This window comes from Burkholderia sp. 9777_1386 (genome assembly GCF_015712265.1).
Taxonomy (GTDB): Bacteria; Pseudomonadota; Gammaproteobacteria; order Burkholderiales; family Burkholderiaceae; genus Burkholderia; species Burkholderia cenocepacia.
In genome coordinates this window covers 24,137-37,080 of the sequence record NZ_JACCQB010000007.1, presented here as the reverse complement: position 1 = coordinate 37,080, position 12,944 = coordinate 24,137, and the positions used below count along the sequence as shown (strand labels likewise).

The following is a 12,944-nucleotide window of genomic DNA, read 5'->3' as shown; positions in this document are numbered from 1 at the left end:
TCGAGCACTTGTTCTTTTGCGTCAGCGATGACGCATCCTGGCAAGCCGGCGACCGTTTCCCGCACGCGATGCGCGGCGGGAGCGGCCATCATGGCGAGCACGAGATTCTTTCGCCGTGCCCCGCGGCACGGCTTCGACCGCTTTGCACGAAACCCCGGCCGGCGCCGATCCGCCGGCCCGGGCCGATCTCACAGACATACAGGAGTGACACGATGAAGACGAAAGCCGCGATTGCATGGAAGGCCGGTGCGCCGCTCACGATCGAGGAAGTCGATCTCGAAGGGCCGCGCGCCGGCGAAGTGCTGATCGAAGTGAAGGCGACGGGCATCTGCCACACCGACTACTACACGCTGTCGGGCGCCGATCCGGAAGGGATCTTCCCGGCGATCCTCGGCCATGAAGGCGCGGGCGTGGTGGTCGACGTCGGCCCCGGCGTCGGCACCGTGAGGAAGGGCGACCACGTGATTCCGCTCTACACGCCCGAATGCCGCGAGTGCCAGTTCTGCCTGTCGCGCAAGACCAACCTGTGCCAGAAGATCCGCGCGACGCAGGGCAAGGGCCTGATGCCGGACGCGACGTCGCGCTTCTCGCTCGACGGCAAGCCGCTGTTCCACTACATGGGCACGTCGACGTTCTCGAACTACATCGTCGTGCCGGAGATCGCGGTCGCGAAGGTGCGCGAGGACGCGCCGTTCGACAAGATCTGCTACATCGGCTGCGGCGTGACGACGGGCGTCGGCGCGGTCGTGTACTCGGCGAAGGTCGAGGCCGGTGCGAACGTGGTCGTGTTCGGCCTCGGCGGGATCGGCCTGAACGTGATCCAGGGCGCGAAGATGGTCGGCGCGGACAAGATCATCGGCGTCGACATCAACCCGAAGCGCGTCGAGCTCGCGAAGAAGTTCGGGATGACCCACTTCATCAACCCGAACGAGGTCGAGAACGTCGTCGACCACATCGTGCAGCTGACCGACGGCGGCGCCGACTACTCGTTCGAGTGCGTCGGCAACGTGAAGCTAATGCGCCAGGCGCTCGAGTGCACGCACAAGGGCTGGGGCCAGTCGTTCATCATCGGCGTGGCGGCAGCGGGCGAGGAAATCAGCACGCGCCCGTTCCAGCTGGTGACGGGCCGCGAATGGAAGGGCTCGGCGTTCGGCGGCGCACGCGGGCGCACCGACGTGCCGAAGATCGTCGACTGGTACATGGAAGGCAAGATCAACATCGACGACCTGATCACGCACACGCTGCCGCTCGAGCGGATCAACGAAGGCTTCGACCTGATGAAGGCCGGCGAGTCGATCCGCTCGGTCGTGCTGTACTGACCGGGAGCGAATCGTCATGCTCGAACTCGTTTCCTCGCATGCGTGCCACGGCGGCGAGCAGCGCTTCTACCGTCACGATTCGGCAGTCATCGGCCTGCCGATGAAGTTCTCGGTGTACCTGCCGCCACAGGCCGCGCACGGCCGCGTGCCGGCGCTGTTCTATCTCGCCGGGCTCACGAGTACCGACGAGACGTTCGCGATCAAGGCCGGCGCGCAGCAATACGCGGCGCAGCACGGCATCGCGCTCGTGATGCCCGATACGAGCCCGCGCGGCGCGGGCGTGCCGGGCGAGACCGATGCGTGGGACTTCGGCGTCGGCGCGGGCTTCTACGTCGATGCGACCGAAGCGCCGTGGTCGACGCACTACCGGATGGAGTCGTACGTGACGGGCGAGCTGCGCGAGCTCGTCGCGGCCGAACTGCCGATCGACGGCGCGCGGCTCGGCATCTTCGGCCACTCGATGGGCGGGCACGGCGCGCTGACGCTCGCGTTGCGTCATCCGGGGCTGTACCGGTCGGTGTCGGCGTTCGCGCCGATCGCCGCGCCGACGCGCTGCCCGTGGGGCGAGAAGGCGTTCTCCGGCTATCTCGGCGCCGATCGCGACGTGTGGAAGGCGCACGACGCGAGCGAGCTGGTCGCGCGCGCCGATGCGCCGAAGTTCGCGGACGGCATCCTCGTCGATCAGGGGCTGGCCGATCAGTTCCTCGCGAACCAGCTGAATCCCGACGTATTCGAAGCCGCGTGCGCGAAGGCCGGCCAGCCGCTGACGCTGCGCCGCCATCCGGGCTACGACCACGGCTACTACTTCATCTCGACGTTCATCGCCGATCACCTCGCGCATCACGCGCGCGTGCTGGCGCGGTGAGCAGGGGCGCAAGCCGGTAACGCACACGGCGCACCGCACGCGATTGCGAGCGCATGAAAAAACGCCGGCGCTGCCCTCGGGCACGCCGGCGTTTTCTTTGATCGGCATCGGGCGGCGATGCGCCGGGCCGCGATCAGTTGCGTCGCAACAGGCTCGCGCCGTACACGAGCGCCGACAGCGCGGTGATCCAGAAGCTCGTCGGCCAGTCGGTGTGATACGCGAGCACGATGCCGGCCCACGCTTCGAACAGCGCGAACAGCGCGGCGAGCAGCACGCCCGTCGACAGTCGCGTCGACACGTTCTGCGCGGCCGCCGCCGGCCCGACCAGCAGCGTGAACACGAGCAGCACGCCGACGATTTGCGTGGCCGCGGCCACCGCGAGCGCGCACACCGCGAGGAACAGCATCGACACCGTGCGCAGCGACACGCCCTTGGCTTCGGCCAGTTCGGGCTGCAGCGACGCGAACAGCAACGGCCGCGCGATCAGCGCGAGCGCGGCGAGGCTCACCGCGCCGATGCCCGCGAGCACCGCGAGCGTGTCGTGGCTGACCGCGAGCACGTTGCCGAACAGCAGTGCGGTGACCTGCGTCGCGAACGACGTGTAGAAGTGCAGGAACAACAGGCCGAAGCCGAGTGCGCCCGACAGGATCACGCCGATCGCGACGTCGCGGCCCGCGAGCTTTTCGCCGAGCGCGCCCATCCCGATCCCGGCCGCGAGCGTGAAGCCGACCATCCCCCAGATCGGCGAGACGCCGAGCAGCACCGCGCCCGTCGCGCCGGTGAAGCCGACGTGCGACAGCGCGTGGCCGGCGAAGGTCTGCCCGCGCAGCACCAGGAAGTAGCCGACGATGCCCGCGAGCACCGCGACGATTCCCGACGCCGCGAAGGCGTTGATCATGAAGTCGTATTCAAACATCGTGCGAATGCCCGGGATGAGCATGTCCGTGGTGGTGGTGGCCGTGGCCGCCGCCGTGCGAATGGCCGTCGTCGTCCTCGTGTTCGTGATCGTGCTTCTCGATCTCGACGTCGCCCGACATCACGAAGATCTTGCCGTTCACGCGCATCACGTCGATCGGCGATCCGTAGAGCCGCGACAGCACGGGTTTCGTGATCACCTCGTCGACGGTGCCGAGCGCCGCCACGCCGTTGCCGAGATACAGCACGCGGTCGAGCGCGTTCAGCAGCGGATTCAGTTCGTGCGCGGAGAACAGCACGGTGATGCCGAGCTCGCGCTGCACGTTGCGCACGAGCTCGACGACGCCGCGCTGGTGGTTCGGGTCGAGGCTGATCAGCGGCTCGTCGAGCAGCAGCAGCTTCGGGTCGCCGAGCAGGCATTGCGCGAGCAGCAGCCGCTGCCGCTCGCCGCCCGACAGTTCGGACAGCGGGCGGCGCGCGAGCGACGGGCCGCCGACGAGGTCGAGCACGCGATCGACGTCGCGGCGCGTGGCCGCGTTCGTGTGCGGCAGGCCCCAGCGGTGGCCGTCGGCGGCCATCGCGACGAAGTCGTAGCCGCGCATCCGGCGGTTCGCGAGGCCGCTCCGGATCTGCGGCATGTAGCCGATCGACGGGTTGCCGCGCACGACCGGCACGCCGCCGACCGACAGCGTGCCGGCCGACACGGGCACGAGGCCGAGCACCGCGCGCATCAGCGTCGTCTTGCCCGCGCCGTTCGGCCCGAGCACGCCGACGAATTCGCCGGGCTCGATCGAGAAGCTGACGTCGCGCAGGATCGTGCGGCCGCCCAGTTCGAGCGTGACGCGATCGACGGCGAGGGCGTGGGGAGTGGCGGTCATGACGTTACGGTTGTCGGTTACTTGCCGGCTGAGAGCGCGTTGCCGAGCGCGTCGAGCTGGCCGCTCATCCATTGCTGGAAGGTCTTGCCGGCCGGCTGCGTCTCGGTGACGCTGACGGTCGGCACGCCGCCGTCGCGCGCGACCTTCAGCATGCGCTTGGTCATCGGCTCCTCGGCCTGGCTGTTGTAGATCAGCACGCGCACCTGCTTCTTGCGCAGATCGTTCTCGAATGCGGCGACGTCCTGCGCGCTCGCCTCGGTGTCGTTCATCGTCGCGAGCTGGAAGCGCTGGTTGCGCATGTCGAGGCCGATCGCGTCCGACATGTAGCCGAACACGGGCTCGGTGGCCGTCACGGGCACCCCCTTGAACTTCGCGCGCAGTGCGGCGACCTGGTCGTCGACGGGCTTCAGCGATGCGACGAACTTCTGCAGGTTCGCCTCGTATTCGGCCTTGTTCGCCGGGTCGGCGCGGCCGAGTTCGGCCGCGATCGCGCGTGCGGCCGCCGGCATCGTCGCCGGGTCGTACCACAGGTGCGGGTTGTCGCCGGCCTTCTTGCCGACGAGATCGGCGACGACGATCGTCGCGCGCTTCGCCTGTTTCGACGCGCCGAGCAGCTTGCCCATCCACGGATCGTAGTCGGCGCCGTTGTAGATCACGACCTGCGCGTGCTGGAGCGCGCGGGCCGTCTTCGGGCTCGCTTCGAACAGGTGCGGATCCTGATCCGGATTGCTGAGGATGCTGGTGACCGCGACGTGGCGGCCGCCGATCTGCGACGCGACGTCGCCGTAGAAATTCTCGGCGGCGACGACGTTGACGGTCGCGGCCTGCGCGACCACGGGCGCGGCGAACGACAGCGCGGCGACGGCGGCGGCCAGCCAGCGGACAGGCGACAGGGCGCGCCGCGGCGCGCGCTTCAGGGCAATGGACATGGAACTCCTCGTTGGAAGGGCGGCGCGTACGCCGCGATTCGGCGTCAGCGCTGCGCGGGCTTGCGCTTGCAGTGTCCGCACAGGCCGCTCAGCTCGACGACCTGGTGGTGGACTTCGAAACCGTGCGCGGGCTCGCTCGCGGACAACTGCTTCGCGAGGTCGCCGCCGGGAATCTCGACGGTGTCGCCGCACGAATCGCAGATCAGGAACTGGCCTTCGTGCGGCACGCCGATCTCGCAGCACGCGAAGAATGCGTTCTTCGATTCGATCCGGTGGATGAAGCCGTGTTCGACGAGGAAATCCAGCGCGCGATAGACGGTCGTCGGCGGCACCCGGCCGCGTTGCGGTTCGAGTTCGGCGAGCAGGTCGTACGCGCCGATCGGGCGTTGCGCGGCCAGCACGCGTTCGTAGACCTGGCGGCGCAGCGGTGTCCACGCGAGCCCGTGTTCGGCGGCGAATGCGTTGGCCCGGGACAGCCGGGCGTCAATGGGCGATGAGGTAGCCATGGCGTGAAGCAGGCGATGAAACACAGTACGGCGATGATATAACGTATCGCCGCGCCGTGCAGCGCGAATTCCGCGTTCCGCCGTCGCTCCGTCCCCTTCATGCCGCTCCCACTGCGCCGCACCGTGCGCGCCGCACCTTGCCGCGCGGGCGCGACCGGGCGTCGTCATGCGCCGCCGTGCCGCAGCGCGTCATAGAAAGCCGTCGCGTCGTCTTGACAGCGCGTATCGCGTATCCGATCATTCGATCACTAACAGAGCAATTGATCGGTTTGCGAGCGTTCGCTCACCTCGTGACCGTCGTACAGCAGAACGAACCGGAGACAGCCAGTGAGACTGGAAGACAAGGTCGCGATCCTGACGGGCGCCGCAAGCGGCATCGGCGAGGCGGTCGCGCAACGCTATCTGGACGAGGGCGCGCGCTGCGTGCTCGTCGACGTGAAGCCGGCAGGCGGCTCGCTCGCGCGGCTGATCGAGGCCAACCCGGGCCGCGCGGTGGCCGTCACGGCCGACGTCACGCGCCGCGACGACATCGCGCGGATCGTCGCCACGGCGGTCGAGCGCTTCGGCGGCGTCGACATCCTGTTCAACAACGCGGCGCTGTTCGACATGCGCCCGCTCCTCGACGAATCGTGGGACGTGTTCGACCGGCTGTTCTCGGTCAACGTGAAAGGGCTGTTCTTCCTGATGCAGGCGGTCGCGCAGCGGATGGTCGAGCAGGGGCGCGGCGGCAAGATCGTCAACATGTCGTCGCAGGCCGGCCGTCGCGGCGAGGCACTCGTTTCGCACTACTGCGCGACCAAGGCCGCGGTGATCAGCTATACGCAGTCGGCCGCGCTCGCGCTCGCGCCGCACCGGATCAACGTGAACGGCATCGCGCCGGGCGTCGTCGACACGCCGATGTGGGAGCAGGTCGATGCGCTGTTCGCGCGCTACGAGAACCGGCCGCTCGGCGAGAAGAAGCGGCTCGTGGGCGAAGCCGTGCCGCTCGGCCGCATGGGCGTGCCGGGCGACCTGACGGGCGCCGCGCTGTTCCTCGCGTCGGCCGACGCCGACTACATCACCGCCCAGACGTTGAACGTCGACGGCGGCAACTGGATGAGCTGACGTGGCGCCGCTCGCACGCGCCACCCGCCGGCCGGCCCGCGACGCCGCGGCCGCCGTCGCACGAGGAGGGCTCGCCTGATGGCCGAGATCGTCGTCGCCGGCGAACTGCTGGCGGAATTCGTCGCCGCCGAGCGCGGCCAGGGTTTCGATACGCCGGGCCTGTTCGCCGGACCGTTCCCGAGCGGCGCGCCGGCGATCTTCGCCGACCAGGCCGCCCGGCTCGGCGCGCGCGTCGCGTATGCGGGCTGTGTCGGTCGCGATGCGTTCGGCGACGCGATCGTCGCGCGGCTCGCCCGCGACGGCGTCGACGTCGCGCGCATCCGCCGCGTCGCCCGCCCGACCGGCACCGCGTTCGTCGCGTATCGCGACGACGGCTCGCGCAGTTTCGTCTTCACGCTTTCCACCAGCGCGGCCGCGTGCGTCGATGCGTCCGACGTCGACACCGCGATGTTCGACGGCTGCCGCTACTTCCACGTGATGGGCTCGTCGCTGACGAGCGAATCGGCGATCGCCGCGGTGCAGCGCGGCGTGATCGAGGCTGCGCGCGCCGGCGCCAAGGTGTCGTTCGATCCGAACGTGCGGCCCGAAATGCTGAGTTTCCGCCCGATGCGCGCGGCCCTCGACGAGATGCTCGCCGCGTGCCACCTGTTCCTGCCGAGCGAAGCCGACCTGCCGTTCTTCTGCGGGCCGCAGCCGGCCGAGCGCGCGATCGCCGGCCTGCTCGCGACCCATCCGCTGCTCGAGCGGGTCGTGCTCAAACGCGGCGCGCAAGGCAGCGTCGCGTTCGAGCGCGCGCACCGGGCCGACGCGCCGGCGTTCGCGGTCGACGAAGTCGATCCGACCGGCGCCGGCGACTGCTTCGGCGGCACGCTGGTCGCGAGCCTCGTCGCGGGCTTGGCCGTCGACGTCGCGTTGCGTCGCGCGAACGCGGCCGGCGCGATCGCGGTCACGCGGCGCGGCCCGATGGAAGGCAACAGCAGCGCGGCCGAGATCGACCGCTTCCTGACCGAACGGGGGATCGCATGTCCGGCCTGACGACCGTTGCCGAACGCACGCGCACCGCGCACGCGGACACCGTGCTGCGGATGATCTTCGACGCGAACCGCGCGGACGCGCAGCGCGGCATCTATTCGGTCTGCAGCGCGCACCGGCTGGTGCTGGAGGCCGCGTGCGAAGCGGCGCGCGCGGACGGCTCGCCGCTGTTGATCGAGGCGACCTGCAATCAGGTGAACCATCTCGGCGGCTATACGGGCATGACGCCGGCCGATTTTCGTCGCGACGTCGATGCGATCGCCGCGCGCTGCGGGCTCGCGCCGTCGGCGCTCGTGCTCGGCGGCGACCATCTCGGCCCGAATCCGTGGCGGCACCGTCGCGCGGCCGACGCGATGCGTGAAGCGGCCGCGATGGTCGCGGCCTACGTCGAAGCCGGCTTCGAAAAGATCCACCTCGATGCGAGCATGGCGTGCGCCGACGATCCGGCACGGCTCGACGATCGCACGATCGCCGCGCGCGCGGCCGAGCTGTGCCGCGTCGCGGAAGACGCGGCCGCGCGCGTCGGCATCGCGCCGGTCTACGTGATCGGCACCGAGGTGCCGACGCCGGGCGGCGAGGTGAGCGGCGACGCAAGTAACGACGCGATCGCACGGATCGCGGTCACGCGCAGCGACAGCATCGCGGCGACGCTCGATGCGCACCGCCGCGCGTTCTCCGCGGCCGGGCTCGACGATGCGTGGACGCGCGTCGTCGCGGTCGTCGCACAGCCGGGCGTCGACTTCGACGATCGCCACGTGCTTGATTACGACAGTGCCAAGGCAGCGTCACTGGGCGCGAGTATCCTGCAGACACCGCGCCTCGTGTTCGAAGCGCATTCGACCGACTACCAGACCGAGGCGGCGCTCGCCGCGCTGGTGCGCGACCACTTCGCGGTGTTGAAGGTCGGCCCCGCGCTGACGTTCGCGCTGCGCGAGGCGCTGTTCGCGCTGACGTTCATCGAGGACGCGCTGATCGACGACGTCGCGCAGCGCTCGCGATTGCGCGACGTCGTCGATGCGGCGATGCGCGCGCAGCCCGAACACTGGGCGCCGTACTACCGCGGCGACGAGACCGCGCAGCGGCTCGCGCGCCAGTTCAGCTACAGCGACCGCATCCGCTATTACTGGCTGCAGCCGGCCGTCGCGGCCGCGGTCGAGCAGCTGTTCGACAACCTCGCGCGGCAGCCGGTGCCGGAGACGCTCGTCGCGCAGTGGCTGCCGGATGTCTACGCGGCATGCCGCGCGGGCGGCCTCGCGAAGGCGCCGCGCGCATGGGTGCGCCACCGGATACGCGACGTGATCGCGCACTATGCGCGCGCGTGCGGCATGCAGCGGCCGGCATGACGGGCCGCGAAGGAAACGACGCAACACCGACGCAAGACCGACGACATTTCGAACAATCACAGGAGACATGCCATGCAACGAAAGATGCTCGACGCCGCCGCCCGCTGTTTCGCCGGAGCCGCGCTCGCGACGGCGGCCTGCGCGGCGTCCGCCGGCACGCTGACGATCGCGACGCTGAACAACCCCGACATGATCGAGCTGAAGAAGCTGTCGCCGGCGTTCGAGAAGGCGAACCCCGACATCAAGCTGAACTGGGTGATCCTCGAGGAGAACGTGCTGCGCCAGCGCGCGACGACCGACATCACGACCGGCAGCGGCCAGTTCGACGTGATGGCGATCGGCACCTATGAAACGCCGCAGTGGGGCAAGCGCGGCTGGCTCGCGCCGATCACGGGCCTGCCGGCCGATTACGACCTGAACGACATCGTGAAGACCGCGCGCGACAGCCTGTCGTACAACGGCCAGCTCTACGCGCTGCCGTTCTACGTCGAAAGCTCGATGACGTTCTACCGCAAGGACCTGTTCGCGGCGAAGGGGCTGAAGATGCCTGACCAGCCGACCTACGACCAGATCGCCGAATTCGCGGACAAGCTCACCGACAAGTCGAAGGGCACCTACGGGATCTGCCTGCGCGGCAAGGCCGGCTGGGGCGAGAACATGGCGTACGTGTCGACGGTCGTGAACACGTTCGGCGGGCGCTGGTTCGACGAGAACTGGAACGCGCAGCTCACGTCGCCCGAATGGAAGAAGGCGATCAATTTCTACGTGAACCTGCTGAAGAAGAACGGCCCGCCCGGAGCGAGCTCGAACGGTTTCAACGAGAACCTGACGCTGACCGCGTCCGGCAAGTGCGCGATGTGGATCGACGCGACGGTCGCGGCCGGGATGCTCTACAACAAGCAGCAGTCGCAGGTGGCCGACAAGATCGGCTTCGCGGCCGCGCCGGTCGCCGCCACGCCGAAGGGCTCGCACTGGCTGTGGGCATGGGCGCTCGCCGTGCCGAAGACGTCGAAGCAGCAGGACGCCGCGCGCAAGTTCATCGCGTGGGCGACGTCGAAGCAGTACATCGAGATGGTCGGCAAGGACGAAGGCTGGGCGTCGGTGCCGCCGGGCACGCGCACGTCGACGTATCAGCGCGCCGAGTACAAGGCCGCCGCGCCGTTCTCCGACTTCGTGCTGAAGGCGATCGAGACGGCCGACCCGAACGATCCGTCGCTGAAGAAGGTGCCGTACACGGGCGTGCAGTACGTCGGGATTCCTGAATTCCAGTCGTTCGGCACGGTGGTCGGCCAGTCGATCGCGGGCGCGGTCGCGGGCCAGATGTCGGTCGACCAGGCGCTCGCCGCGGGCCAGGCCGCGGCCGACCGCGCGGTGCGGCAGGCCGGCTACAAGAAGTAACGCGCAAGCCGTCGCGCGGCCCGCGTCGTGCGCCGTGGCACACGGCGCGGGCCGGCGAGGCGGACAGGCGGGCGGCCGTTCGCGCCCGCGCATCAACCGGAGGGACTCCGATCATGCGTCACCTGCGTCTTCCCCTGAGTCACGCTCACGCGCCGTCGGTCGGCGACGCGTCGTCGCCGCCCGGCGCGCCGCGCCGCGCGCGCGGCGGCGCGAGCTGGCTCGTGTCGCCGTCCGTCGCGGTGCTGCTGCTGTGGATGTCGATTCCGCTCGCGATGACGATCTGGTATTCGTTCTCGCGCTACAACCTGCTGAACCCGGACGTGAAGGGCTTCGCCGGGTTCGACAATTACCGCTTCCTCGCGACCGATCCGTCGTTCCTGCCGGCGATCTGGCACACGCTCGTGCTGATCGGCGCGGTGCTCGCGATCACCGTGGTCGGCGGCGTGCTGATGGCCGTGCTGTTCGACCGCAAGTTCTACGGGCAGGGCGTCGCGCGCCTGCTCGCGATCGCGCCGTTCTTCGTGATGCCGACCGTCTCCGCGCTGATCTGGAAGAACATGATCCTGCATCCGGTGTACGGGCTCGTCGCGAACGCGATGCGCGCGCTCGGGATGACGCCGATCGACTGGTTTGCCGATTACCCGTTGACCGCGGTGATCATCATCGTCGCGTGGCAATGGCTGCCGTTCGCGTTCCTGATCCTGTTCACCGCGATCCAGTCGCTCGACCAGGAGCAGAAGGAAGCCGCGCGCATCGACGGCGCCGGCCCGATCGCGATGTTCTTCTACATCACGCTGCCGCACCTGAAGCGCGCGATCGCCGTGGTCGTGATGATGGAGACGATCTTCCTGCTGTCGATCTTCGCGGAAATCTACACGACGACCGGCGGCGGCCCCGGCGACGCGACGACCAACCTGTCGTACCTGATCTACGCGCTCGGCCTGCAGCAGTTCGACGTCGGCCTCGCATCCGCGGGCGGCATCATCGCCGTCGTGGTCGCGAACGTCGTGTCGTTCTTCCTCGTGCGGATGCTCGCGCGCAACCTGAAAGGGGAATACGAGAAATGAGCGACCTGACCTTCTCGGGCCGGCGCGCGCCGGCCGCGTTCGACCTCGTGCGGCGCGCGCTGCCCGGCACGCTCGCGTGGCTGATCGCGCTCTTGCTGTTCTTCCCGATCTTCTGGATGGCGATCACCGCGTTCAAGACCGAGCAGCAGGCGTACGCGTCGTCGCTGTTCTTCATGCCGACGCTCGACAGCTTCCGCGAGGTGTTCGCGCGCAGCAACTACTTCGCGTTCGCGTGGAATTCGGTGCTGATCTCGGCCGGCGTCACGGTGATCTCGCTGCTGTTCGCGGTGCCGGCCGCGTACGCGATGGCGTTCTTCCCGAACCACCGCACGCAGAAGGTGCTGCTGTGGATGCTGTCGACCAAGATGATGCCGTCGGTCGGCGTGCTGGTGCCGATCTACCTGCTGTGGAAGAACGCGGGCCTGCTCGATACGGTGTCGGGGCTCGTGATCGTCTACACGCTGATCAACCTGCCGATCGCGGTGTGGATGACCTTCACGTACTTCAACGAGATCCCGAAGGACATCCTGGAGGCCGGGCGCATCGACGGCGCGTCGACGTGGCAGGAAATCGTCTACCTGCTGATGCCGATGGCGCTGCCGGGGCTCGCGTCCACCGCGCTGCTGCTCGTGATCCTGTCGTGGAACGAGGCGTTCTGGAGCATCAACCTGTCGAGCTCGAACGCCGCGCCGCTGACCGTGTTCATCGCGTCGTACTCGAGCCCCGAAGGGCTGTTCTGGGCGAAGCTGTCCGCCGCGTCGCTGCTCGCGGTCGCGCCGATCCTGATCGTCGGCTGGCTGTCGCAGAAGCAGCTCGTGCGCGGGCTCACGTTCGGGGCGGTCAAATGAGCGCGGCAAATCATGGCGTGAACGTGCTGATCTGCGACTGCGACGGCGTGCTGATCGACAGCGAGGCCGTGGCCGCCGACGTGATCGTGCGCGAACTCGATGCGCGCTGGCCGGGCGTCGACGCGCGGCCGGCCGTGATGCCGCTGCTCGGGCTGCGCATCGAGCGCGTGCTGGCCGGGGCGGCCGATGCGGTCGGCCGCACGCTGTCGGCCGACGACGTCGACGCGATCCGCCGCGCGGTGGAGGCCGCGGCCGTCAACGCGCCGATGGTCGACGGCATCGATGCGGCGCTGGCCGCGATTCGACTGACGACGGCCTGCGCGAGCAACAGCTATCGCGCGTACGTCGAGGCGGCGCTCGCACGCACCGGCCTCGCGCGCTTTTTCGGCGACCGGCTGTTCTGCGCGGATTCGGTCGCGCGGCCGAAGCCGGCGCCGGACGTGTATCTGGCGGCCGCGCGCACGCTCGGCGCGGCGCCCGCGAATTGCCTGGTCGTCGAGGACAGCGTGACCGGCATCACCGCGGCGGCGGCGGCCGGCATGACCGTGCTCGGCTTCGTCGGCGGCGGGCACGCATCGGCGGCCCAGATCGACGCGTTGCGCAGCATCGGCGCGCGTCACGTATTCGACGACATGCACGAGCTGCCCGGCTACGTCGCGCGCTGGCAGGCGACGGGCGCGGTGCTGCCCCACTAGCAACGATCAGGCGCTGCCTGCACGGCGGCGCATCACGAACGAACG

The 12,944-nt window shown here is 69.1% G+C and carries 13 protein-coding genes; 9 read left to right on the top strand and 4 right to left on the bottom strand.

Annotation, left to right across the window (positions count from 1 at the left end; genetic code table 11):
- Positions 1-212: 212 nt before the first annotated feature.
- A complete protein-coding gene (locus H0X91_RS08115) occupies positions 213-1,319 on the top strand; it encodes an S-(hydroxymethyl)glutathione dehydrogenase/class III alcohol dehydrogenase (RefSeq protein WP_196432940.1) in 1,107 nt (368 codons plus the stop codon).
- A 16-nt stretch (positions 1,320-1,335) separates the two neighbouring features.
- The gene (gene fghA / locus H0X91_RS08110) at positions 1,336-2,184 is read left to right on the top strand and encodes an S-formylglutathione hydrolase (RefSeq protein WP_034201415.1); all 849 of its coding nucleotides are present in this window, start codon (positions 1,336-1,338) and stop codon (positions 2,182-2,184) included.
- A 133-nt stretch (positions 2,185-2,317) separates the two neighbouring features.
- On the opposite strand, the gene H0X91_RS08105 is transcribed toward fghA, so the two are convergent.
- From H0X91_RS08105 to H0X91_RS08090, 4 genes are read right to left on the bottom strand one after another with little or no spacing between them, the layout of a single operon-like run.
- Positions 2,318-3,100, bottom strand: a complete 783-nt coding sequence (locus tag H0X91_RS08105; RefSeq protein WP_006483758.1) for a metal ABC transporter permease — start codon at positions 3,098-3,100, stop codon at positions 2,318-2,320.
- On the bottom strand, positions 3,093-3,977 hold the full coding sequence (locus tag H0X91_RS08100) for an ABC transporter ATP-binding protein (protein ID WP_006483750.1): 885 nt from the start codon (positions 3,975-3,977) through the stop codon (positions 3,093-3,095). Before H0X91_RS08100 ends, H0X91_RS08105 begins: the two co-directional genes overlap by 8 nt.
- Before the next feature lie 17 nt (positions 3,978-3,994).
- A complete protein-coding gene (locus tag H0X91_RS08095; RefSeq protein WP_006496501.1) occupies positions 3,995-4,906 on the bottom strand; it encodes a metal ABC transporter solute-binding protein in 912 nt (303 codons plus the stop codon).
- A gap of 44 nt (positions 4,907-4,950) precedes the next feature.
- Positions 4,951-5,412: a Fur family transcriptional regulator gene (locus H0X91_RS08090; RefSeq protein WP_196432939.1), complete on the bottom strand. Its 462-nt coding sequence runs from the start codon at positions 5,410-5,412 to the stop codon at positions 4,951-4,953.
- A gap of 327 nt (positions 5,413-5,739) precedes the next feature.
- Here H0X91_RS08090 and H0X91_RS08085 point away from each other — a divergent pair, with 327 nt between their 5' ends.
- The 7 genes from H0X91_RS08085 to H0X91_RS08055 all read left to right on the top strand — a co-directional run bounded on the left by H0X91_RS08085 (position 5,740) and on the right by H0X91_RS08055 (position 12,899).
- Complete coding sequence (locus H0X91_RS08085; RefSeq protein WP_006483759.1) at positions 5,740-6,516, top strand: L-iditol 2-dehydrogenase; 777 nt, start codon at positions 5,740-5,742, stop codon at positions 6,514-6,516.
- A gap of 78 nt (positions 6,517-6,594) precedes the next feature.
- Positions 6,595-7,551, top strand: a complete 957-nt coding sequence (locus H0X91_RS08080; RefSeq protein ID WP_006496500.1) for a sugar kinase — start codon at positions 6,595-6,597, stop codon at positions 7,549-7,551.
- Positions 7,539-8,891 (top strand): D-tagatose-bisphosphate aldolase, class II, non-catalytic subunit, encoded by a 1,353-nt coding sequence (locus tag H0X91_RS08075; protein WP_006496499.1) that lies wholly within the window; start codon positions 7,539-7,541, stop codon positions 8,889-8,891. The genes H0X91_RS08080 and H0X91_RS08075 overlap by 13 nt, the downstream gene beginning before the upstream one ends.
- A 72-nt stretch (positions 8,892-8,963) precedes the next feature.
- Entirely contained in the window at positions 8,964-10,289 is a 1,326-nt protein-coding gene (locus H0X91_RS08070) for an ABC transporter substrate-binding protein (RefSeq protein WP_006477974.1), read from the top strand.
- A gap of 113 nt (positions 10,290-10,402) precedes the next feature.
- Positions 10,403-11,356, top strand: a complete 954-nt coding sequence (locus H0X91_RS08065; protein ID WP_006496497.1) for a carbohydrate ABC transporter permease — start codon at positions 10,403-10,405, stop codon at positions 11,354-11,356.
- The gene (locus H0X91_RS08060; protein WP_006484674.1) at positions 11,353-12,204 is read left to right on the top strand and encodes a carbohydrate ABC transporter permease; all 852 of its coding nucleotides are present in this window, start codon (positions 11,353-11,355) and stop codon (positions 12,202-12,204) included. The genes H0X91_RS08065 and H0X91_RS08060 overlap by 4 nt, the downstream gene beginning before the upstream one ends.
- On the top strand, positions 12,201-12,899 hold the full coding sequence (locus H0X91_RS08055; RefSeq protein WP_006496495.1) for an HAD family hydrolase: 699 nt from the start codon (positions 12,201-12,203) through the stop codon (positions 12,897-12,899). Before H0X91_RS08060 ends, H0X91_RS08055 begins: the two co-directional genes overlap by 4 nt.
- The last annotated feature ends 45 nt before the right edge of the window (positions 12,900-12,944 follow it).

Excerpts from the sequence above, each read along its gene's own strand:
- H0X91_RS08115 (WP_196432940.1), top strand. The coding sequence starts at position 213 with ATGAAGACGAAAGCCGCGATTGCATGGAAGGCCGGTGCGCCGCTCACG.
- fghA (WP_034201415.1), top strand. The coding sequence starts at position 1,336 with ATGCTCGAACTCGTTTCCTCGCATGCGTGCCACGGCGGCGAGCAGCGC.
- H0X91_RS08105 (WP_006483758.1), bottom strand. The coding sequence starts at position 3,100 with ATGTTTGAATACGACTTCATGATCAACGCCTTCGCGGCGTCGGGAATC.
- H0X91_RS08100 (WP_006483750.1), bottom strand. The coding sequence starts at position 3,977 with ATGACCGCCACTCCCCACGCCCTCGCCGTCGATCGCGTCACGCTCGAA.
- H0X91_RS08095 (WP_006496501.1), bottom strand. The coding sequence starts at position 4,906 with ATGTCCATTGCCCTGAAGCGCGCGCCGCGGCGCGCCCTGTCGCCTGTC.
- H0X91_RS08090 (WP_196432939.1), bottom strand. The coding sequence starts at position 5,412 with ATGGCTACCTCATCGCCCATTGACGCCCGGCTGTCCCGGGCCAACGCA.
- H0X91_RS08080 (WP_006496500.1), top strand. The coding sequence starts at position 6,595 with ATGGCCGAGATCGTCGTCGCCGGCGAACTGCTGGCGGAATTCGTCGCC.
- H0X91_RS08075 (WP_006496499.1), top strand. The coding sequence starts at position 7,539 with ATGTCCGGCCTGACGACCGTTGCCGAACGCACGCGCACCGCGCACGCG.
- H0X91_RS08070 (WP_006477974.1), top strand. The coding sequence starts at position 8,964 with ATGCAACGAAAGATGCTCGACGCCGCCGCCCGCTGTTTCGCCGGAGCC.
- H0X91_RS08065 (WP_006496497.1), top strand. The coding sequence starts at position 10,403 with ATGCGTCACCTGCGTCTTCCCCTGAGTCACGCTCACGCGCCGTCGGTC.
- H0X91_RS08060 (WP_006484674.1), top strand. The coding sequence starts at position 11,353 with ATGAGCGACCTGACCTTCTCGGGCCGGCGCGCGCCGGCCGCGTTCGAC.
- H0X91_RS08055 (WP_006496495.1), top strand. The coding sequence starts at position 12,201 with ATGAGCGCGGCAAATCATGGCGTGAACGTGCTGATCTGCGACTGCGAC.